Source organism: Amycolatopsis suaedae (genome assembly GCF_004214935.1).
Taxonomy (GTDB): Bacteria; Actinomycetota; Actinomycetes; order Mycobacteriales; family Pseudonocardiaceae; genus Amycolatopsis; species Amycolatopsis suaedae.
The window spans coordinates 414761-436653 of sequence record NZ_SFCC01000001.1; the positions used below are offsets into that span (position 1 = coordinate 414761).

General features: G+C 71.9%; 18 protein-coding genes and 1 riboswitch. Of the genes, 13 read left to right on the forward strand and 5 right to left on the reverse strand.

What is annotated here, in order from left to right:
- Positions 1-19: 19 nt before the first annotated feature.
- Complete coding sequence (locus tag EWH70_RS01945; RefSeq protein ID WP_130473431.1) at positions 20-3202, reverse strand: CARDB domain-containing protein; 3183 nt, start codon at positions 3200-3202, stop codon at positions 20-22.
- A 169-nt stretch (positions 3203-3371) separates the two neighbouring features.
- Here EWH70_RS01945 and EWH70_RS01950 point away from each other — a divergent pair, with 169 nt between their 5' ends.
- Together EWH70_RS01950 and EWH70_RS01955 are read left to right on the forward strand one after the other, a co-directional pair.
- A complete protein-coding gene (locus EWH70_RS01950; RefSeq protein ID WP_240686741.1) occupies positions 3372-4091 on the forward strand; it encodes a class I SAM-dependent methyltransferase in 720 nt (239 codons plus the stop codon).
- Between the two features lie 96 nt (positions 4092-4187).
- Positions 4188-4760 carry a GH25 family lysozyme gene (locus EWH70_RS01955; RefSeq protein ID WP_240686742.1) on the forward strand — a complete coding sequence of 191 codons (573 nt, stop codon included), beginning with the start codon at positions 4188-4190 and terminating at the stop codon, positions 4758-4760.
- Here EWH70_RS01955 and EWH70_RS01960 read toward each other — a convergent pair.
- Positions 4757-5881, reverse strand: coding sequence for an FAD-dependent oxidoreductase (locus EWH70_RS01960; protein ID WP_130473433.1), 1125 nt, complete (start codon positions 5879-5881; stop codon positions 4757-4759). The genes EWH70_RS01955 and EWH70_RS01960 overlap by 4 nt on opposite strands.
- An 81-nt stretch (positions 5882-5962) precedes the next feature.
- Here EWH70_RS01960 and EWH70_RS01965 point away from each other — a divergent pair, with 81 nt between their 5' ends.
- Positions 5963-6547, forward strand: coding sequence for a TetR/AcrR family transcriptional regulator (locus EWH70_RS01965; RefSeq protein WP_130473434.1), 585 nt, complete (start codon positions 5963-5965; stop codon positions 6545-6547).
- A gap of 446 nt (positions 6548-6993) precedes the next feature.
- On the opposite strand, the gene EWH70_RS01970 is transcribed toward EWH70_RS01965, so the two are convergent.
- Positions 6994-10662, reverse strand: coding sequence for an nSTAND1 domain-containing NTPase (locus EWH70_RS01970; RefSeq protein WP_130473435.1), 3669 nt, complete (start codon positions 10660-10662; stop codon positions 6994-6996).
- A gap of 316 nt (positions 10663-10978) precedes the next feature.
- Between EWH70_RS01970 and EWH70_RS01975 the strand changes: the two genes are divergently transcribed.
- The 3 genes from EWH70_RS01975 to EWH70_RS01985 are packed head-to-tail and all read left to right on the forward strand — an operon-like array spanning position 10979 to position 13391.
- Positions 10979-11800: a hypothetical protein gene (locus EWH70_RS01975; protein ID WP_130473436.1), complete on the forward strand. Its 822-nt coding sequence runs from the start codon at positions 10979-10981 to the stop codon at positions 11798-11800.
- Between the two features lie 2 nt (positions 11801-11802).
- The gene (locus EWH70_RS01980) at positions 11803-12192 is read left to right on the forward strand and encodes a hypothetical protein (RefSeq protein WP_130473437.1); all 390 of its coding nucleotides are present in this window, start codon (positions 11803-11805) and stop codon (positions 12190-12192) included.
- A gap of 14 nt (positions 12193-12206) precedes the next feature.
- Positions 12207-13391: a protein kinase domain-containing protein gene (locus EWH70_RS01985; RefSeq protein WP_130473438.1), complete on the forward strand. Its 1185-nt coding sequence runs from the start codon at positions 12207-12209 to the stop codon at positions 13389-13391.
- 8 nt (positions 13392-13399) lie between these two features.
- Here EWH70_RS01985 and EWH70_RS01990 read toward each other — a convergent pair whose 3' ends face one another.
- On the reverse strand, positions 13400-14227 hold the full coding sequence (locus EWH70_RS01990) for a class I SAM-dependent methyltransferase (protein ID WP_130473439.1): 828 nt from the start codon (positions 14225-14227) through the stop codon (positions 13400-13402).
- Positions 14224-14697 carry a GbsR/MarR family transcriptional regulator gene (locus tag EWH70_RS01995; RefSeq protein ID WP_130473440.1) on the reverse strand — a complete coding sequence of 158 codons (474 nt, stop codon included), beginning with the start codon at positions 14695-14697 and terminating at the stop codon, positions 14224-14226. Before EWH70_RS01995 ends, EWH70_RS01990 begins: the two co-directional genes overlap by 4 nt.
- A 103-nt stretch (positions 14698-14800) precedes the next feature.
- Between EWH70_RS01995 and EWH70_RS02000 the strand changes: the two genes are divergently transcribed.
- The 7 genes from EWH70_RS02000 (at position 14801) to EWH70_RS02030 (ending at position 21859) form a co-directional block, all read left to right on the forward strand.
- Entirely contained in the window at positions 14801-15235 is a 435-nt protein-coding gene (locus EWH70_RS02000) for a PPOX class F420-dependent oxidoreductase (protein WP_130473441.1), read from the forward strand.
- Between the two features lie 792 nt (positions 15236-16027).
- A riboswitch (cobalamin riboswitch) is annotated at positions 16028-16203 on the forward strand.
- Positions 16204-16226: 23 nt separating this feature from the next.
- Complete coding sequence (locus EWH70_RS02005) at positions 16227-17753, forward strand: CoA-acylating methylmalonate-semialdehyde dehydrogenase (RefSeq protein WP_130473442.1); 1527 nt, start codon at positions 16227-16229, stop codon at positions 17751-17753.
- Positions 17754-17759: 6 nt separating this feature from the next.
- Entirely contained in the window at positions 17760-18899 is a 1140-nt protein-coding gene (locus EWH70_RS02010) for an acyl-CoA dehydrogenase family protein (RefSeq protein WP_130473443.1), read from the forward strand.
- On the forward strand, positions 18896-19930 hold the full coding sequence (locus EWH70_RS02015) for an enoyl-CoA hydratase/isomerase family protein (protein WP_130473444.1): 1035 nt from the start codon (positions 18896-18898) through the stop codon (positions 19928-19930). The genes EWH70_RS02010 and EWH70_RS02015 overlap by 4 nt, the downstream gene beginning before the upstream one ends.
- On the forward strand, positions 19927-20805 hold the full coding sequence (mmsB, locus tag EWH70_RS02020; RefSeq protein WP_276320524.1) for a 3-hydroxyisobutyrate dehydrogenase: 879 nt from the start codon (positions 19927-19929) through the stop codon (positions 20803-20805). The genes EWH70_RS02015 and mmsB overlap by 4 nt, the downstream gene beginning before the upstream one ends.
- Positions 20802-21575, forward strand: coding sequence for an enoyl-CoA hydratase (locus tag EWH70_RS02025; RefSeq protein ID WP_130473445.1), 774 nt, complete (start codon positions 20802-20804; stop codon positions 21573-21575). The genes mmsB and EWH70_RS02025 overlap by 4 nt, the downstream gene beginning before the upstream one ends.
- Before the next feature lie 80 nt (positions 21576-21655).
- On the forward strand, positions 21656-21859 hold the full coding sequence (locus EWH70_RS02030) for a DUF5988 family protein (protein WP_130473446.1): 204 nt from the start codon (positions 21656-21658) through the stop codon (positions 21857-21859).
- Positions 21860-21893: the final 34 nt, after the last annotated feature.

A 21893-nucleotide genomic window follows, 5' to 3' on the forward strand; every position in this document is an offset into this window, starting at 1 on the left:
GTGCGCCGGGGAGGACCGGTCAGGGCTTGCGCACGATCGTGAACGTGGACGTCGTGTTCTTGATGTCCTGATGGTTGTCCCGCAACGTCAGGTTCTCGAACGTCGCCGAGCCCACCGCCGGACCCTGACCCGGTTCCGGCATCTCGTTGACCCAGATGCCGAAGCCGGACTTGGCGTCGAACGCGTCACCGCTGCGGCGGGCACCGCTGATGCTCACGTTCGTGAACACCGTGTCCTCGACCGGGTTCTCCGGCTGGCTGCCGGTGTACTTGGTCTGGAACATGATGCCGCTGTAGGTCGGGTCGACGATGTCGACATCGGACACCCGGATCCCGGTGAACTTCTTCGACGCCGAGAACACCCAGATCGCGCCGAACGTCTGGTTGCCCCAGAAGTGGCCACCGTCGCGTACCAGCGAGATGTTGGAGAACGTCGTCGGCTGCGGGCCGAACCCGTGCATCGGATAGCCGAAGTCCAGCGAGGAGATCGTGATGCCCGAGTAGGTCAGCGTGTCGGCGATGTAGAGGTTGCGGAAGGTGTTGTTGTAGCCGCCGTACACGGCCAGGCCCGCCGCACGCCACGGCAGGATCGCCGTCAGGTTCTCGTAGACGTTGTCGAACTGGTTGCCGGAGTTGTTGTCGGTGGCGGCGAACAACGCGAAGCTGTCGTCACCGGTGGAGCGGGCCTCGTTGTTGTTGACGTGGTTGCCGGTGCTGCCGTTGGTGTAGTTCAGGCCGTCGGCGAACATGTCGCGGATCCGGTTGTCGTACACCTTGGTGTTGTCGGTGTTCGCGCCCCACAGCAGGCACATCTGGTGCTCGACCCAGATGTCGCGGATCGTCATGTTCGACACGTTCATGAAGTCGAACACCTTGCCCGGCCCGTCGATCCTGGCCGTGTAGTTGCCGAAGACGGCGAAACCGGAGAACGTCGAGCCGTTGGCCGACGCCTCGGCACGGAACCCGATGTCGGTGTTCTCCTGGTTGGCAGGCGCGACGAAGCGGCTGTACCAGACGCCCGCGCCGATCACCTCGACCGGCTTGCCGTAGACCTGGAACTTGTTCGAGGTCTGGTAGTCACCGGCGGGCAGGTAGACCCCGGCGAGCTTGCCGGTGGTGTCCATCCGCACGCGGTCCAGCGCGTTCTGGACGTCCTGGTGGGTGAACCCGGCCGGTGTCGTGTAGCGCGCGGGGTCGGGGTTGGCCTTCGGCGCCGCCTTCTCGAAGTTGACGAAGTCGATCGCGTAGCTGGTGGTGTTGGCGGGATCCTTCTGCAGCTTGATCTTGCTGCCTGCCGGAACCGTGGTGTCCAGCAGCACGCTGGCCTCGTCGTAGATGTGCCGAGGGGCGCCCGCGCCTGGGCTGTTGCCGGGCGAGGCTTCCGCGCCGTAGAGCCAGGCGTGCTTGGACGTCAGCGTGATCGGCTTGTGGAAGGTGCCGTTGACGTAGACGTTCAGCGTCGCGGTGATCCCGCCGCCACCGGGGGAGTCCGGGATGGAAAACCGGGTGACCAGCGTGTTGGTCTCGCCCTTGGTGGTGAACTCGACCGCGCTGCCCGCCGAGTTGAGCGTCACCGCCCTGCGGCCGGACGCCTCACCGGCGAGGTCGCCGATGGTGCGGTTGGGGCCGACCAGCGCGGCGCCGCCGGACAGCGTTCCGTCCTCGGCCTCGACGAACTCGTAGGGCATGTTGGCGCCCCTGCCGACGAACAGCGGCTGGGTGGTGGTGTTGTTCGGCTGCTTCACCGGCAGTTCGTTGTCGTCGCTGGTGATGACGGTGCGCACGGTGTACTTGCCGTTGGCCGCCGTCCACGAGCCGAGGCTGACCGGTGCGGTGGTGGCCCCGGCCGCGATGGCGCCGCTGTGGCTGCCGGTCAGCGTCTTGACGACGGCGCCGGTGGTCTGGTCGGTGATGGTGAGCGTGATGCCGTGCGGGCCGTCGGCCGAGGCGACCGTGCCCTGGTTGCGGATCGCCACGGAGAAGTTCACCGGGGCACCGCCCGCCGGGTTGCCCGGCGTCCAGCCGACCGGTGCGGCGACCAGGTCCGAGCTGGGCACGGGGGTGACGACCAGCGGTTCCGGGCTGCTGTAGGCGTTGTTGGCCTCGTTCTGCTCGGACACCTTCCCGGCCTCGTCGACCTTGGCGCTGACCGGGTGCTCGCCCGCGTCGCGGGTGCCGATGTCCGCCGACACGGTCGCGCTGGCGCCACCGGCCAGCTCGCCGACCGGGGCGGTGCCGACCTTGGTGTCGCCGAGGTACAGCCCGACGTCGGTCGCCGCCGAGGGTGCCGTGCCCGCGTTGCGCACGGTGGCCGACAGCGTGACCCGGTCGGTCTCCACCGGTGTCGACGGAGTCCAGGACAGGCCGCTGACCTGGAGGTCCGGGTTGGGTGCCGGGGTGCCGAGGATCTGGAACTCGGCGGCCTGCCCGGCGGGTGCGCCGGTGTTGGCCAGGTACCGCAGCCGGACGTCGGAGGCCCTGCCGGACACCGGGATGGTCACCGTGTTGCCGGTGGCCGGGTCGAACCGGTACTCGGCGGCGGGCTTGAGCGTGGCGAACTCGGTGCCGCCCTGCGGGCGGCCCTCGACGGCGATGGTCTGCGTGCGCGGGCCCCAGATCGGATCGGGGTTGAGCTTGACCACGACGGACTCGAGTTCGGCGTCGGCCCCGAGGGCGACGCCGAGCAGGTTCGGGTAACTGCCTCCCGCGCCCTCCCAGTAGGTGCCGATGTTGCCGTCGTTCGCGTTGGCCGCGACGAAGTGGTAGACGTGCGACGACGCGGTGACCGTCTTGCCCTGGGCGAGGTTCGTGGCCGCCGCCGTTCCGGCGCGGGTGACGCTGTTGCTGTCCGCGGACACGTTGCCCGCCGCGTCCCTGGCGCGCACGGCATAGGTGACGCCGGGCCCGGCCGGCAGTGGATCGGTGTGTTCGCGGACGTCCGCGCCGACCGTCGTGCGCAGCAGCCCGTTGGCGTAGATGTCGTAGCCGGTGACGCCGACGGAGTCGCTCGCGGGTCTCCAGGCGAGCCGGACCTGCCCGGTGCCCGGTTCGGTGAGGGTCAGGCCGGACGGCGCGGTGGGGGCGGCGGTGTCACCGGGTTCGGCGCCGGACGCCATGGCGGGGACGGTCACGGTGGGCAGGGCGGCGAGCAGGGCCGCTATGGCGGCGGCCGTCGCGCGTGGGGACGGGTTCTTCCTTCGCATGGCCTCTCCATTGAGGACGCCGAGAATTCCAGATCGATGTCGGAATCTTTCGTAGAGCAGTCCAAGAATTACAGACCCCGTCCGGTGCGTCAACGGTCGGGAAAACCCGGGCGGGAGTCGGGGGCTGACCGGATCGTGCCCGGCGAGGCAGCGGCATAGCGTCGGATGCGTGATCAAACAGCGAGCAGGCGCCGCGATCGACGCCGATCTGGTGAGTGAGCTCTACCGGGAGTACGCGGACGCCTTGCGGGCCGTCCGCGACGAGCAGCGCGCGCTGCTGGCGGCCAAGGCGATGCGCCCGCAGCTCGACGACGTCGAAGCCGAGATCACCTACCTGCTGCTGCGGCACGAGCGACCGGACCTGGTGACCGAGATCGGCTCGCGGGGCGGCTGGTCGACCACCTGGATCCTGCGTGCGCTCGCGGACAACGGTGCCGGCCGCCTGCTCACCATGGACCTGGACGCGAGCGCGCTGATGACCGTGCCACCGGAGGTGGCAGGCCGGCGCTGGGAGTTCCGCAAGGGCGACGTGCGTGCCCTGCCCGCGGACTGGATTACGGCCACCGACTACCTGTTCGTCGACGCCGATCACCGGCAGCGGTTCGCCCGGTGGTACCTGACGACGGTGTTCCCGTCACTGCGGCCGGGGATCGCGGTGAGCGTGCACGACGTGTTCCGCCGCGCGCGGCCGTGGCCGCTGTCCGAGGGCGCGGAGGTGCTGCGGGCGCTGGCCGGGCGGTCGATCGGCTACTTCACCGTGGCACCCGCTCGGGCGAGTCTCGCCTACGAGCGGATCGCCGCGCTGCGGCGGGAACTCGGACTCGCCGAGCCGGTCCGCACGGGCGTCCGCAACCCGATGATCTACTTCCGGATGCCCGCGGGCTGGTGACCGGTGCGTCCAATCCGGTACTGAATGACGGGATGCCGCCGTGGTCGGTGAATCGCGCCCATAATCCTGTCCATGAGGCGGATTGTGGTTGCGGTCGTGGTGTTTCTGTTGGGTGTTCCCGCCGGGGTGGCGTCCGCCGCGGCGACGGACGGCTTCGCCTATGTCAAGGTGAGCGAGGGGACGGGCTACACCAACCCGGACTTCGCCAGGCAGCGCGACGACGCGCTCGCCAGGGGCCTGCTGGTCGGTGGATTCCACTTCGCCCTGCCGGACCGGGGCAGCGGCGCGGCGCAGGCCCACCACTTCGTCGACAACGGTGGCGGGTGGACCCCCGACGGCCGGACGCTGCCCGGCGCCGTCGACCTCGAGACCAATCCGTACGGCCAGGCCTGCTACGGGCTCACCCCCGAGCGGCTGGTCGCCTGGGTCGCCGACTTCAGCGAAACCTACGCCGCCCGCACCGGTCGCCTGCCGGTCATCTACACGCCGGCAGGCTGGTGGAACAGGTGCACCGGAACGCTCGGGCAGTTCGGCAGGAATCCGTTGTGGGCAACGGGTTCGCTCACCACGCTGCCGCACGGCTGGACGAGCTACGTGTTCTGGCAGGACGCCGCGGGCGACCACTTCAACGGCACCCGCGAGCAGCTCCTGGCGTTCGCCCGCGGCTAGAGCTCGCCCTCGGTGTGTTCCTCCAGTAGCGCCTCGACGCCGTGTTCGAGGCGCCGGGCGGTGTCCGCCGACCGCGGGAGCATGGTCTTCTCGTAGGTGCCGATCGCGTCGGCGACCGTGGCGGAGCCGGCCAGTGCGAGGGCGAGCTCGCACGCGTCGAGCATGGCCAGGTTGACGCCGACGCCGAGCGGCGGCATGAGATGGGCGGCGTCGCCGAGCAGGGTGACGGTGGCCGACCGGGTCCAGGTGTGCGGAACGGGCAGGGCGAACAGCGGGCGGTCGACGTAGGGTCCGTCGTTGTCGGTGATCATCCGCAGCAGCGACGGTGACCAGCCGGCGTAGGCGTCGAGCAGGCTGGCGCGGATCGCGGCGGTGTCGCCGATGTCCAGGCCGGCCGCGGCGATCCAGTCGAGGGGCCGCCGCTGCACGATGTAGACCCGGATGTGGTCGCCGCTGTTGCGCTGGGCGAACAGGGCGCGGTCGCCGTCGGCCGCGGTGGCGCCGCCCTGGCCGACGAGTGCCGCGAGTTCGGGGTGCGCGGCGTCGACGTCGTCGAACCGGGCCTCGACGAACCCGGCCCCGGTGTAGTGCGGGACGGCGGGCGACACCGCCGGGCGCACCCGGGAGAAGGCGCCGTCGGCGCCGATGACGAGGTCGGTCTCGACGGTGGTGCCGCCGGCGAAGCGCAGCTGCCGGGGGCCGTCGTCCGGCCCGGCGATCCCGTCGAGCGCGTGCCCCCACCGGACGGTCCCCGGCTCCAGGGAGCCGAGCAGCAGCTCGCGCAGCCCGCCGCGGTCGATCTCCGGTTTGAACAGCTCGCCCTCGGCGGGCAGGTGGTGGTCGAGCAGCCTGCCGGACGGGGCGAGCAGGCGCATCTCCTGGCCCTCCGGCCGGGCCAGCGCGAGGAAGTCGTCGAGCAGGCCGGCCTCGCGCAGTGCGAGCTGTCCGTCGTCGGCGTGCAGGTCGAGGCTGCCGCCCTGGTCGCGGGCGGCCGGATGCGGGTCGCGGTCGTAGACGGTGACCGGGATGCCGTGCCGCTGCAGGATGCGGGCGCAGGTGAGGCCGCCGGGGCCCGCGCCGATGACGCTGATCCGCGCGGCGGCGGGTGCTGGTGAGGTCATGTCTCCAGAAAAGCAGAACGACTTGAAAAGTGCAACGAGTTCACTAATTGACTGTCTTCATCTTTCGGGTAGGGTGTTGCCATGGACCAGGCCCCCACCGTCGGACGCCGGGAACGCAAGAAGGCCGCCACGCGGCAGGCGATCGCCGACGCCGCACTGCGACTGTTCGCGGAGCGGGGCTTCGACCAGGTGAGCATCAGGGAGATCGCCGACGCCGCGGACGTGGCGACCACGACGCTGTTCAAGCACTTCCCCGGCAAGGAGGCGCTGGTCTTCGACGAGGACGAGGACAAGGAGGCGGCGCTGGTGGCGGCGGTCCGCGACCGGCCCGCCGGCCAGAGCATCGTCGACGCGCTGCGCGAGCACGCCCGCACGGTCTGGCTCGCGGTGGTGAACCATCCGCGCCGGGCCGAGTTCGTCGCGGTGGTGAACTCCACGCCGGCGTTGCAGGCCTACGCCGAACGCATGTGGGCCCGGCACACCGAGGCGCTGGGCGTCGCCATCGCCGACGACCTCGGCGTGGACCGCGACGACGTCTCCTGCCGGGCGCTGGCCCGGTTCGTCCTGGACGTCCCCGCGCTCACCCGGGGTCACCCGGACCCGCGTGCCGCGGTGGAGGAGATCTTCGACCTGCTCGCCCACGGCTGGCGCCCGCCAGTGCCGTGAAGGGGGCCCTCACGGCATGAGACGCCAGGGGCCCGGCGAAGTCGGGGTGCTGTGTGCCCCCAATGTGGCATTGGGGGAGTTCAAGTTCCCCAATGCCACATTGGGGGAGGTTGCTGGGTCTCTTTCGTGGTGACGGCTGGGTCTGCTGGGCGGGGTGTGACTGGTGAGGCCGCGACCACCGGCGAAGGTCGTGAAGGCCACCTTCATCACATGAGACGACACAAACTCGGCCTTCACGCCGGACGACGGGCTATCCGCCCACGTGTCCGTGGCAGGCATGCCGTGAAAGGGGCCTTCACGGCATGAGACGCCGTGAGTGCCCCCTTCACGGCATCGGAACGGAGGACTCGCGGGTCGGGAACGGACAACTCGCGCCCCAGAACGTACGACTCGCGCGAATGGACCGTTCACGGGCACAGGACGCCCGCGGCAACGGTGCCGGACGGTCAGTGGCAGGGCGACCGGTAGGGAAGGCCGGGCAGATAGCGGTTCCACTCCGCCTCGGAGATCGCCGAGGCGTCCTGGCAGGCGTAGCCGGCGACGTGCTCGACGCGAGTCTCCCAGAGCCGGATGGTGCGGTCCGCGCCCGCGGTCGCCAGCGTGTGCCCGTCGGGGCGCCAGCTCAGGTCGTTGACCGGCGCCGTGTGCCCGGTGAGGGTGGCCACCTCACCCGGCCGGTCCGGCGTGCTGACGTCCCACAGTCGCGCGGTGTGGTCCCGGCTCGCCGTGGCCAGCGTGCGCCCGTCGGGGCTGAACGCGAACGCGCTGACCGGGCCGGTGTGGCCGGTCAGGGTGGCGAGGTGGCGCGGCCGGGCGGGGTCAGCGGTGTCCCAGAGGGACACGGTGTAGTCGCCGATCGTGGCGAGCAGCCGGCCGCCCGGCGCCCAGGCGACGCTCCGGGCGTCCGGCAGCGGATCGGCGGTGCGCCGCGGGCGGCGTGGATCGCTGACGTCCCACAGCACGACGGTGTTGTCCGCGGTGACGGTCGCCAGCAGGGGCCTGCCGACGGCGAAGTTCGCCCCGGCTGCCGTGGCGATCGTGTCGCTGAGCAGCGTGGGCCTGCCGGGGTCGGTCACGTCCCACAGCCGGACCGGCTGGTTCCCGCCGACGACGGCGAGCAGGCCTCCGGTGGAATCGAACGCGGTGGAGACCTGGCCGGCTTCCGGGATGGCCGTCAGCCGCCGGGGAACCGCCGGGTCGGTGACGTCCCAGAGGACCACCGCGCCGTCGCGGTAGGTGGCGACGCGGCGACCGTCGGGCGAGGGGGTGATGCCGAACGGGACGCTCGGCGGCGGAATCGGCACGGTGGCCGGTCTCCGGCGGGGCCAGCCCGTGTTCCAGGCGGTCAGGGTCGACGCGGTCTGGCCGGCGATGGCGAACACGGTGGTGCTGCCGGGGCCGGACATCACCGCACCGGGTGTCTCGGGCAGCTCGGTGTGGTTGGACCGCACCTGGCCGGTCTCGTCGATGTCCCACAGCTGCGCCTCGTGCCGTGACCCGGTGACCGCGAGCCGGCCGCCGCCCGCGTCGAACGTCACCGACATCCCGCTGCCCGGGCCGGGCAGGCTGGGGCGCGGCTGGGGCCGCCGCGGGTCGGTGCTGTCCCACAGCCGCAGGACGCCGTCCTCGCCGGTCGCCGCGAGGGTGTTGCCGTCGGGGGAGAGGGCGGCCGAGGTCGCGGCCGTCGGCAGCGGGATCGCCGCCAGGGCGGCGGGCGCACCGGGAACGGTGAGATCCCACAGCCGGACGACGCGGTCCGTACCGGCGGTGACCAGGGTGCGGCCACCGAAGCTCGCCGAGCTGACCGCGGCCGTGTGGCCGGTCAGCGTGGCCAGCGGGCGTGGCCCGGCCGGATCGGCGAGGTCCCAGAGCCGGGCCGTGTGATCGCGTGACGCGGTGGCCAGGATCCTGCCCGCCGGGGCGAACCTCGCCGAGTAGACGGCGTCCCGGTGCCCTTCGAGAGCGGCGATCCGGACCGGGTTGCGGGGATCGGCGGCGTTCCACAGTCGGACGACAGGATCGTGCCCGGTGGTGACCATCGTGGTCCCGTCCGGGCCGAAGCTCACCGACTCGGCCGGTGCGCCGTGGTCGACGGCGCTCAGCAGCGACGGGTGCTCCGGGTCGCTGATGTTCCACAGCCGCGCGGTTCCGTCCATGCTCGCGGTGGCGACCACGTCGCCACCGGCACGGAAGGCGACGGAGCTGACCACCTCCTCGTGCCCGTGCAGGATCGCCACGGCCCTCGGCGGCCGGTCGGGCGTGCTGACCTCCCACAGCCGCGCGGTCGTGTCGTAGCCGGAGGTGGCGACCAGCCTTCCCGCCGGGTGGAACGCGGCCGAGGTGATGCCGTCGGCGTGGCCACGCAGCAGCGTCGGCGCCGGGGTCGCGGCGGCGCTGAGCAGGCTGCCGCGGGCCCGAGGGGTGGGACTGAGCCGGTAGGCGGCGAGCCCGAGCTGGGTGGCCAGGGCCGGGTCGGTGGCACGCAGCGACTCCGCATGGTGCGCGGCACTGTCGGCGAGCGCGGCGTCGCGCTGGTCGACGGCCGTCCGCCGGGTGTCGACCACGACGACGGCGGTGAGGCCGACCAGCACCAGCAGGACCGCGAGCAGCGCGATCAGCCGCCGTTGCCTGCGGACCCGGCGCCGGGCGACGGCCTGGTCCCGTTCCTCGGCGGCGACGGCCGCGGCGAGGAACTCGCGTTCGAGCGCGGTGAGGTCCACCCGGCTCTCCGTCAGCAGCGGCCTGGCCAGCGCCAGCCGGGCGCCCCGGTAGAGCCCGCCGGAGTCGCGGTCCAGGGCCGCCCACGCCGCCGCGTCGTCGGTCAGCCGGCGGTGGACCCGCAGCGTTTCCCTGTCCTCGCTCAGCCAGCCACGCAGCCGGGGCCACGCCTCGATCAGCGCCTCGTGGGCGAGTTCGAGCGAGTCGGTGTCCACGGTGACCAGCCGGGCCTTGGCCAGTGCCGCCAGCACCACCCGTACGTCGGGATCGGACTCGTTGACCTCCGACCAGGTGATCCGCCGTTTCGTGTCGGCGACCTCGCCGAGCGCGGTCATCCGCAGCAGGAGTTCCTTCGCCAGCCTGCGCTGCCGCTCGCCGAGCGGCTCCCAGCAGTCCTCCGCCGTCTGCGCGAGTGCGCCGTGCAGGCCCCCGGACGCGTGGTATCCGGACAGCGTGAGCGCGTTGCCCCGCCGCCGGTGCCAGCACTGCAGCAGGACGTGCGAGAGCAGCGGCAGCACCCCGGGCCTTCCGGTGGCGGCCACGACGAGTTCGGTGACCAGCGCCCCCTCGACCGAGCAGCCCGCCGCGACGGCCGGGCGGACGATGGCCTGCCGCAGTTCGTCGGCGGTCATCGCGCCGACGGTGACCTGGCCCTCGCGCAGCGCGTCGACCAGTTCGGGATAGGCCGTGCACCGCTGGTAGAAGTCGGCCCGGACGCCGATGACGACCCGGAACCCGCTGTCCGCGGCACACAGGGCGGCCAGGAACCGCCGCCGCTCGTCCTCGTCCGCGCACAGCGTGAACAGTTCCTCGAACTGGTCCACGACGAGCACCAGGTCCTCGCCCGCGGCGTCGGCGTGCCGGGTGTACTCCGCGAAGGGGCGCCGGCTGGGCGTGAACGTCACGACCGTCGCGCCGTCCCCGGTCAGCCGGGGCAGGAGCCCGGCCCGCAGCACCGACGACTTCCCGGACCCCGACGCGCCGAACACGGCCACGAACCGGGTCCGCTCCAGCCTGCTCGCCAGGTCGTCGACCACCCGGTCGCGGCCGAAGAACCACCGGGCGTCGTCGGCGCCGAACGGGGCGAGGCCGACGTAGGGCGCATTCCGGTCGTCCGCGGGCTCGGTGTCGGCCAGCGCCAGGGAGGCCTCCGACCAGCGCTGCCGCCACTCGTCCTGGTCGCCGCCGCAGGCCGCGACGAAGGCCAGCGTGACCGGGAGGGTGGGCAGCCTGCGCCCGCCCGCGGCCTCGGACAACGCCGTCGCCGAGTAGTGGGCGTGGCCAGCGAGTTCGCGGTAGGGCGGGTTGCCGGCGGCGGCGCGGAGCGCGCGCAAGCCCGCGGCGAACTCGGCCAGTACGGGTGGGGCGGTTTCCAGGGTCCGCTCTGGTCTGGGCACCGCCGTCCTCTCGTCGTGGTCACCGTCAGTGTGTGGATGGTGTTGTCCTGTGTCCAGAGTGTTGATTGACCAGCATCGGCGCAACCTCGCTGGACAACCTCCGGCCGCATAGAAAGGTGCGGTGGGAGGGTGTCACCGAGGGGGGAGGGGCGGCATCCCGCGCGGCCGAGAGGCCGGCGGGGTGACCGGCCCGACCCACTCCCCACCCACCGAGCGCCGCACCAGTGGGGTGGCAGGAACCGGTCAGTGTCCGGGCTGGTCCGGTCGGCCGGACTAGCGTCGGAAGCCTCCTGATCAAACCTGGGGAGGCAGTGTCGTGGTGACGAAGCAGAACAACATCAAGCGGGCAGCCGTGTTCGGGGCCGCCGGCCTCGTGACGGCGGCCATCGGCGCGTCGGCGGTGTCGGCGCTGATCGACGACGGCGACGGTTCCGCGCAGGCGGCGCCGTCCGCACAGGCGCAGACCCCCGCGCCCGCCCCGGCCCCGGCCGTGGCGCCCAAGCAGGCCACGCCGGTGGCGCCGCCCCCGGCCACGGCCCCGACGCCGCGGCTGCAGGTGACGCCGCCGGCGGCACCGAAACAAGCCGCTCCCGCCCCGGCCGCCGAGCAGAAGCAGGCACCGGCGCCCGAGCAGAAGAAGACGGTCGTCGTGCGGTCGAAGTCCGCGCCCACGGCCAAGACCGAGGCCGCCCCGGCGGTCAAGCGGGTGGTCACGAAGACCAAGACCACCGTCAAGCCGGTCGCGGCCGTGTCGGACACCAAGAAGGTCGTGCTCACCGGGCCCGGCAAGATCGTCGTCCGGTCCAGCTCCGGTGCCAAGCAGGTCGTCGACAAGACCGTCGCCGCCGCCGAGGAGAAGCTCAAGGCCGCCAAGACCAAGGTCACCACGTCGGAGAAGGCGGTGACCGAGGCGGAGAAGGCGCTCGGCAAGGCGAAGGAGACGCTCAAGCAGGCCAAGAACGAGGCGGAGAAGGCCGGCAAGGAAGTCGAGCGGGTCAAGAAGAACCAGTCCAAGGTGAAGAAGATCGTCGTGAAGAAGGAGTCCGCGAAGAAGGACTCCGGGCCCAGCGCGAAGAGCAGCGCGCAGGTCAAGACCGAGAAGGACGGCAAGGTGCTCGTGCTGTCGGTGGAGAGCTGACCGTGTCGGCCGCCCGGATAGAGGTCGACGACGACTCGATGCGCGTGGTGATCCCGGACGAGGTCTGGCCGAACGAGCCCGACGCCGACCGGGCCGCCCGTGACCGCGACACCGCCTACTACGAGCCGGACGACGAGTTCGACGACGTCCCTGACGACGATGACGACGAGGACGATGACGACCGAGAGCCGCGGCGGCCGATGAGCCGCACCGCGTCGGCGATGATCGCCGGCGCGGTGGGCTCCGCGGTCTGCGGCATCGCGGCAGGCCTGATCGCTGGTATGCCGGGAGGTCTCGTCGCCGGGGTCGCCGCGGGCGCGTTCGGCGGCCTGATGTGCGGCTGCCTCGCCGAGGAGATCCACGACCGCAAGCACGGCACCGACGCAGGCTGAGGACGTGAGCCGCGATGACGGAGACCACCGAGGAGTTCGAGCCGATCGGCGCCGGGCCGGTCGCGACGGTGTACGCCGGGCTCTACCTGGCGCTGAAGGTGTACCCGGAGCCGGTGCCGGACGAGGTCCGGGAGGAGTTCACCGAGGAGATGGGACGGCTCGCGCTGCTGCGCGGCGCGCCGATCCTGCCCGTCGACGAGGTGCTGGACCTTCCTGACGGGCGGCTGGCCGTGCAGAGCGAGCTGTGCTCGCCGTCGCTGGCCGCCGTGCTCGACGAGCACGGCGGGCTGCCGGTCGACGAGGTCGTCACCGTCGGCCGCGCGATGGCCGGGGCGCTGGCGGCGGCACACGGAGCCGGTGTCCTGCACGGCGGGCTCACGCCGCACAACGTGCTGTTCGGCGCGTCGGGCTCACCGGTGGTCGCCGACTTCGGAACGGTGCTGCGCGAGGCCGCCGGGCAACCGCCCTCGGCCTACGCCGCACCGGAGACCGTGCTCGACGGCATCGTCAACGAATGCTCCGACCTGTACAGCCTCGGCGCCGTGCTGTACGCCGCGCTCACCGGCGGCCCGCCCCCGGCACCGGAGCCGCACACGACGATGCCTGCGCCGGACCGCGACGACGTCCCGGCGAGCCTGGAGCGGCTGGTGACCCGGCTGCTCGCCCACCACCCGGCCGACCGCCCGGCCAGCGCGGCGGCGGTCGCGCAGCATCTGGAGAACCTTCCGGCGGAAACCGAACCCGAGCCCGAACCCGAGGTGGAACCGGAGCCCGAGCCGGAACCCGCGCGGCGCGGCCGCGGCCGCACGATCGCCCTCGCGGCCGGGGGCGCGGTGGTCGTCGCCGCCGGTGTGGTGGCGGTGCTGCAGCTGGCCGACCCGTTCGGGCCGAAGGTGACCGCGGTGGCGGCCGAGTCGTCCCCGGCACCGGTCCAGCCGGTCGCGGTCGACCTGGCCGAACCCGTCGACGGGGGCGCGCACGTCGACCTGCGCTGGCAGGCGCCGGACGGCTTCGACGTCGCCGTGATCGTGGCGGCCGAGCACCAGCCGACCAAGGTCCACCTGGTGTCCCGCGCCCGGTCCACGCGCCTGCCGGTCGAGCCGGGCCGGACCTACTGCTTCCAGGTCCAGGCCACCGACGGGCAGCGGACCGTGGAGAGCACGCCCCGGGCCATCCGCGGCGCGACCTGCCGCACCTGAGCGGGTTCTCAGAACTCGGCGCGGAACACCCGCAGGTAGTTCGCGAACCAGGCGAAGCGGTTGCCGAACCGGTAGAAGCGGCGCAGTGCCGGGTCGGGAATCCGGTCGTACTCCGCGAGGACCGCGACGTCGTCGCGGTGGCGCAGCCGCGGGTTCCAGCGCACGATGTCGGCCGGGCCGCGGGTGGCCGTCCAGTACGCCGGGTAGTGGTACCAGCGGCCCAGGTACTTCTTGGCCAGCTGGGTCGTCCTGGCCACCCACGGTGCCACGCCGTCGAAGAGCAGCTCGCCGCTGCCGAACCGGTCGGTGAGCCGCCGCAGCAGCCGCGCCACCTCGGGTTCGTGCAGGTACATCAGCAGTCCCTCGGCGATGACCAGCACCGGCCCGCCGGACGGGAGCTCGTCCAGCCAGCCCTCGTCGGTGACCGAGGTGGCCAGCATCCGGTAGCCCTCGGCGTCGTCGTAGAGCCTGCGGCGCAGCGCGATGACATCGGGCAGGTCGACGTCGAACCAGCGGATGCCCTCGGGCAGGTCGAGCCGGAACACCCGGCTGTCCAGTCCGCAGGCGAGCTGCAGGACGGTCGCGTCCGGATGGCGCCGCAGGAAGCCGGCCGTCCAGTCGTCGAACTGCCTGGCCCGCAGGGCGAGCATGAACCGGTTGCGGGTGATGGCGGGCTTGTCCAGCGTAGCCCAGTCGTAGTCGATGCGTGCCACGGCGTCGGCGGCGAACCGGTCGCCCAGGACGGGCCGCTCTGCCCGGCTGTCCAGGGCCCGCAGGTAGAGCGTCACCAGCATCGTCGACTCCACGCCGGTGAGGTCGACCTTTCCGGTCGTCATGGGTCGCTCCTGTTCCGGGTGCGGTAGTCGGCCCACCGCCGCAGGAAGTCCTCGGTGGCTTCGGTGGCCGCGAAGCGGCAGAAGTCCCGCAGGTCGGCGAGGCGTTCCCGTTGCTGTGGCCGGTCCTCGCCGATGACCGACAGGCCGAACTCGGCGGCTTCGGCGCCGCCGCCCATCCGGGCGAGCTGGACCTGGAGCAGCTGGGTGAAGCCGCCGGGCGCGATCCGGTAGTAGTGCTGCCTGCCTGCCGACGGCAGCCGTTCCACCAGGCCACCCTCCTGCATGGGCCGGATCATGGTGCTGACCGACGCCTTGCTCACCTCGAGCGCGCCGGCCAGTTCGCTCAGCGACTGGCGGGGCGGGTCGCAGATCATCAGCCAGCCGTAGATCCGGCCCATGGTCCGCGGCCCGCCGACGGTCTCCATGAACAGGCCGATCCGGTCGACCAGTTCGGCTTCCTCCGGGGACATGTCACCTCGTTCAGAATGTTCTGAACGAACCGTACGCCCGTCGGGCGGGACACGGCAAGCGGCGCGGGGAATGCCGGACGGCGGGGCCGGGTTGGCTTGGGTTATGACCGCCACCACGGAGTTCGACCCGCACGACCTGCTCGCCGACAGCCGGCTGGGCGTCCTGGCGACGATCAAGGCGAACGGCCTGCCGCAGCTGTCGCCCGTGACACCGACCTACCACCGCGACCGCGGCGTCATCCACGTCTCGATGCGGGAGGGCACGGCCAAGGTGGTGAACCTCCGCCGTGATCCGCGTGCCGCGCTGGAGGTGACCAGTGCCGACGGCTGGGCGTGGGCCACCGCCGAGGGCCCGGTCACGCTGACCGGCCCGGGCACCGACCCGAACGGCCAGGAGGTCGACGCCCTCGTCGCCTACTACCGCGCGGCGGCGGGGGAGCACCCGGACTGGGCGGAGTACCGGTCGGTCATGGTGTCCGACCGCCGGGTGCTGATGACGCTGACCATCGAGAAGGTCTACGGCGCCAAGATCCGCTGACCCGCCGCCCGGCGGGGCCCGGCGACTTGCCGTGAAGGCCACCTTCATTACGTGTGACGTGGTGAAGGTGGCCTTCACGTACCTGACGCGAACCCGTCAGGCGGGCACACCTGTCACACCGGCACCAGCCAGCACACCCACCCCACCAGCCACCACGAACGAGATAACACCCCGGGCACCTCGCCGCCAGCAATGGCACCGTACTTGCGCAAGACGCAACCACAGCGCCCCTGCCGCCGCCCAGGCCGTCGCTGCCCTGACGGCTCAAAGCACGTGAAGGCGACCTTCATTACGTCTCACGTCAGGGCCCCGGCAAAGTCGGAAGTCGTGGTGGTGCGGGAGCGTGATTCGCGTTCCGGAAGGCGAGACTCGCGTTCCTGCCCGGCAGGGCTGCGCGAGCGGCCCGTTCGGCCAGCCGAGGACGGGTTCGGCCCGCGATCTGGACCGGCGTGCTGGACGGTGGGACCAAGCAGGCGGGAACGTGCAACTCGCGGGTCCGGAACGGTCGACTCGCGGGTCGGGAACGGAGGACTCGCGCGAACGGCCCGGTCACGCGGGCGACCTGCACCGGGTGAGAACCGGCGTCCACATCGTGAGTTCTGCGCTCACGCACGCGAGTTCTACGTTCCGGCACGCGAGTTCCACACTCGAGACCAGCCACCTCACCTGACCGCCACCGGACCTTGCCGGGGCCCTCGCAGCTGACGCCGTGAGTGCCCCCTTCACGGCATCGGATGCACGCCCTCGCGCGCTCGCGTGAGGCGCAGCGCACACTCGACATAGTTGGACGTCCTACTTTATGGTGTCCACAGGTCCGCGGTGTCAGGGAAGCCGGTGTGAATCCGGCACGGTCCCGCCACTGTGACCGGGGAGCGGCGCTCCACCCGAATGCCACTGGCGCGAGCCGGGAAGGCCGGAGCCGTCGTCGATCCGGGAGTCAGGATACCGGCCGCGGATGTCAGTGTTCGTCCACGAGGATGGAGCGGAACGCATGCGGATCAATCCTGCCTGCGCGCAAGACACCCCGGAACTCCGGCATTTCGTCGGCGGCAAACCCGTGCCCGGAACGTCGGGCCGGTTCGCCGACGTCTACGACCCCAGCAGCGGAACCGTCGCGGCCCGCGTGCCGCTGGCCTCGGCGGCCGAGGTCGCCGCCGCGGTCGACGACGCCGCGCGGGCGCAACGGGAATGGGCGGCCTGGAACCCGCAGCGCCGCGCCCGCGTGCTGATGCGGTTCGCCGACCTCGTCCGGGCGGAGGAGGACGAGCTCGCCCGGCTGCTGTCGTCCGAGCACGGCAAGACGATCGCCGACGCACGCGGGGACATCCAGCGCGGGCTGGAGGTCGTCGAGTTCGCCATCGGCATCCCGCACCTGCTCAAAGGCGAGTACAGCGACAGCGCCGGCACCGGCATCGACGTGTACTCGATGCGCCAGCCCCTGGGTGTCGTCGCCGGGATCACGCCGTTCAACTTCCCGGCGATGATCCCGCTGTGGAAGGCGGCCCCGGCCATCGCCTGCGGCAACGCGTTCGTGCTCAAACCGTCCGAACGCGACCCGTCCGCCCCGCTGCGGCTGGCCGAGCTGTTCGCCGAAGCCGGGCTGCCGCCCGGGGTGTTCACCGTCGTCAACGGTGACAAGGAAGCCGTCGACGCGCTGCTGGACGACCCGAGGGTGGAGGCCGTCGGGTTCGTCGGCTCGTCCGACATCGCCGAGTACGTCTACGCGACCGCGGCCGCCAGGGGCAAACGCGCCCAGTGCTTCGGCGGGGCGAAGAACCACATGATCGTCATGCCCGACGCCGACCTCGACCAGGCCGTCGACGCACTCGTCGGCGCCGGGTACGGATCGGCGGGGCAGCGGTGCATGGCCATCTCGGTGGCCGTACCGGTCGGCGAGGCCACCGCGGACGCCCTCGTCGCGAAACTGGCCGAGCGGGTGCGGGAGCTGAAAGTCGGCGCGTCCCACGACGAGACGGCCGACTTCGGCCCGCTGGTCACGGCCGACGCGGTCCGCCGCGTCCGCGACTACGTCGGCATCGGCGTCGCCGAGGGAGCCGAACTGGTCGTGGACGGGCGCGACATCACGGTTCCCGGGTACGAGAACGGGTTCTTCGTCGGTGGCTGCCTGTTCGACCGGGTGGGCACGGACATGCGGATCTACCGGGAGGAGATCTTCGGCCCGGTCCTGCTCGTGGCCCGCGCGGCCGACTACACCGAAGCACTGCGGCTGCCCAGCGAACACGAGTACGGCAACGGCGTGGCGATCTTCACCAGGGACGGCGACACCGCCCGCGACTTCACCGCGCGGGTGAACACCGGCATGGTCGGGGTCAACGTGCCGATCCCGGTACCGATCGCCTACCACACCTTCGGCGGCTGGAAGCGGTCCGGCTTCGGCGACCTCAACCAGCACGGGCCGGACTCGATCCGGTTCTACACCAAGACCAAGACGGTCACCTCCCGCTGGCCGTCCGGTGCCAAGGAAGGCGCCAGCTTCGTCATCCCGACGATGAGCTGAGCCGCGATGAGACTCACCGACGAACAGGTGGCGCTGCGCGACACCGCGGCGGAGTTCGCCGCCGAACACCTCGCGCCCAACGCCGTGGAATGGGACCAGAACAAGCATTTCCCGGTCGACGTCCTGCGCAAGGCCGCGCAGCTCGGCCTCGGCGGGCTGTACCTGCCGGAGGACGTCGGCGGAGCAGGCCTGGGCAGGCTGGACGGCGTGCTGGTGTTCGAGGCGCTGGCCACCGGCTGCCCGTCGATCGCCGCCTACGTCTCGATCCACAACATGGTCGCCACCATGATCGACCGGTTCGGCGACGACGCCCAGCGGCACCGGTACCTGCCCGCCATGTCCACAATGGACGCACTGGGCAGCTACTGCCTCACCGAGCCGGACGCCGGATCCGACGCGGCGGCGCTGTCCACCAGGGCGCGCCGCGACGGCGGGCACTACGTCCTCGACGGCGTCAAGCAGTTCATCTCCGGAGCGGGAACCTCGGAGGTGTACGTGGTCCTCGCCCGCACCGGCGGGCCGGGCGCACACGGCATCTCGGCGTTCGTCGTCGACCGGGACACCCCCGGGCTGGAGTTCGGCCCGAACGAGATCAAGATGGGCTGGAACGCCCAGCCCACCCGGCAGGTCATCCTCGACGGCGCCCGCGTGCCGGCGACGGCGCTGCTGGGCGCCGAGGGCGGCGGGTTCCGGGTCGCCATGTCCGCATTGGACGGTGGGCGGCTCAACATCGCCGCCTGCTCGCTCGGCGGCGCGCAGGCGGCACTCGGCAAGGCCGTCCGGCACCTGACCGAGCGCTCGGCGTTCGGCGCGAAGCTGTCGCAGGCACAGGCCCTGCGGTTCCGGCTCGCCGACATGCGGACCGACCTGGAGGCCGCCCGGCAGCTGCTGTGGCGGGCGGCCGACGCACTGGACCACGGCGAGGCCGCCGCCACGGAACTGTCGGCGATGGCCAAACGACTGTGCACCGACAACGGGTTCGACGTCGCCAACCAGGCGCTGCAACTGCACGGCGGCTACGGCTACCTCGCCGAGTACGGCCTCGAGAAGATCGTCCGCGACCTGCGGGTGCACCAGATCCTGGAAGGAACCAACGAGATCATGCGGGTCATCATCTCCCGCCGGATGCTACGGGAGGCCTCGTGAGCGACGTGGAATTCCTCGTCCACAGTGGAATCGGCCGGATCACCCTGAACCGGCCGCGTGCCCTCAACGCGCTGACCCACGACATGGTCCGCGCCATCACCGTCCACCTGGACCGGTGGCGGACCGACCCGGGCGTACGCGCCGTGCTGGTCGACGGCGCGGGGGAGCGCGGGCTGTGCGCCGGCGGCGACATCCGCTCCATCTACGAGGACGCCCGCGCGGGCGGCAGCGCGTCCCTGGAGTTCTGGGCCGACGAGTACCGCCTCAACGCGATGATCGCCCGCTACCCGAAGCCGTACCTCGCGCTGATGGACGGGCTGGTGATGGGCGGCGGCGTCGGCGTCTCGGCACACGGCAGCCACCGGGTGGTGACCGAACGCTCCCGGGTCGGCATGCCCGAGGTCGGCATCGGGTTCGTGCCCGACGTCGGCGGCACCTTCCTGCTGTCACGGGCACCCGGCCAGGCGGGCACGCACGTCGCGCTGACCGCGGCCCAGCTGTCCGGTCCCGACGCCATCCACTGCGGGCTCGCCGACCACTACGTGCCCAGCGACCGGGTGCCCGACCTGCTGGACGCGCTCTCGTCGCGGACACCGGACGCCGCACTGGAACTGGTCGCCGAACCCCCGCCGCCCAGCGGGCTGGCCGCCGAGCGGTCCTGGATCGACGACTGCTACGCCGCGGACACCGTCGAGGACATCCTGGCCCGCCTGCGTGACGGCGGCGACGCCGCGGTCGGCGCCGCGAAGGAACTGGAGACGAAGTCGCCCACCGCGTTGAAGGTGACGCTGCGCGCGTTGCGGCAGGCCGCGCGGCTGCCGGACCTGGAAGCCGCCCTGGTCCAGGAGTACCGGATCTCGCACCGGGCCCTGCGCTCGGCCGAGTTCGTCGAGGGCATCCGGGCCCAGATCGTCGACAAGGACCGCTCGCCCCGGTGGTCGCCACCGACGCTCGCGGAGGTCGGCGCGGAACTGGTCGACTCGTACTTCGCACCGCCCGCCGGCGGCGACCTGAGCGGGGTGACCCGGTGATCGCCTTCCTCGGACTGGGCAACATGGGTGCCCCGATGGCCGCCAACCTGGTCAAGGCCGGGCTGCCGGTGACGGGCTACGACCCGGTGACCACGGCCCCGCCGGGGGTCGTGACCGCCGCGAGCGCGGTGGAGGCGGTCAGGGGCGCCGACGTGGTCGTCACCATGCTGCCCAGCGGCAGCCACGTGCTCGACTGTTACCGGGAGATCGTCCCGGAGACGACGCCCGGCACGCTGTTCGTGGACTGTTCGACGATCGACGTCGCCGACGCCCGCACCGCCGCCGGCCTGGCCACGAGCGCCGGGCACCTCGCCGTCGACGCGCCGGTGTCCGGCGGGGTCGTCGGAGCAGAGGCCGCGACACTCACGTTCATGGTCGGCGGTTCGGCGAAGGCCTTCGCGGCCGCCGAACCGTACCTGTCGCAGCTGGGTGCCCGCAGTGTCCACTGTGGCGAGTCCGGTGCCGGGCAGGCCGCGAAGATCTGCAACAACATGATCCTGGGCGTGTCCATGATCGCCGTGGCGGAGGCCTTCGTGCTGGGCGAGAAACTGGGCCTGAGCCATCAGGCCCTGTTCGACGTGGCGTCGACGGCGTCCGGGCAGTGCTGGGCACTGACCACCAACTGCCCGGTGCCGGGGCCGGTCCCGTCGAGCCCGGCCAACCGCGACTACGCGGGCGGGTTCGCCGGCGGGCTGATGCTCAAGGATCTGCGCCTCGCCCAGGCGGCCGCCCGGTCCGAGGGCGTCTCCGCCCAGCTCGGCAGGCACGCCGCCGAGCTGTACGAGGAGTTCGTCGGCCACGACGGCCCGGGACGCGACTTCTCCGCCATCATCACCGCCGTCCGCGACGGCCTGCTCGACAAGGACACCGCATGACCGAGACCATCACCGTCGACCGCCCGAGGGAGCGCGTCGCGCTGATCACGCTGAACCGGCCCAAGGCGCTCAACGCGCTGAACCTGCGGGCGATGCGGGAGATCACCGGCGCCGCCGCCGAGCTGGACGGCGACCCGGAGATCGGCGCCATCGTGCTCACCGGCTCGCCGCGGGCGTTCGCCGCCGGCGCCGACATCAAGGAGATGGCGCCGCGCAGTTTCAGCGACGTCCACGCCGCCGACTGGTTCGCAGGCTGGGACGCGCTGTCCCGGGTCCGCAAGCCGCTGGTCGCGGCCGTCGCGGGCTACGCGCTCGGCGGCGGCTGCGAGCTTGCGATGATGTGCGACCTGCTGATCGCGGCGGAAACCGCGAAGTTCGGCCAGCCGGAGATCACCCTGGGCGTCATCCCCGGCATGGGCGGATCCCAGCGGCTGACCCGCGCGGTCGGCAAGGCCAAGGCAATGGACCTGTGCCTGACCGGGCGGACGATGGACGCGCAGGAGGCCGAGCGAGCGGGGCTGGTGTCGCGGATCGTGCCCGCGGACACGCTGCTGGACGAGGCGCTGGACGCCGCGGCGACGATCGCGGGCATGTCCGCGCCTGCCACGATGATGGCCAAGGAGGCGGTCAACCGCGCCTTCGAGACCGGCCTGTCCGACGGGCTGCTGTTCGAGCGGCGGGTGTTCCACTCGACGTTCGCCACCCACGACCAGAAGGAGGGCATGGCCGCGTTCACCGAGAAACGCGAACCCCGGTTCCGGCACGCGTGAGCCAGCTCACCCGCTCTGGGGTTTTCCCGGTGCCCTCCGCCGCACAGTAGAGGCATACCAGGCACCGAGGAGGTCCGACGATGAGCACGCGCATCTACCTGTCCGGCGGCCCAGGCTACCTGTCGCTCGCACCGGTCGTGGACGTCGAACATCTCGCTGAGGAGATCAAGCTGGCCTTCGGAGCCGGTTACGAGCACTTCGCCTACCACGGCCGGAGCAGGCGGATCGGTGCGGAGACCCTGCCCGAGTACACCTGGTGCGGCCGGACCAAGATCGCCGAGTGACCGCCGCCGGCCGTGCCACCGGCCTGCCATCGCG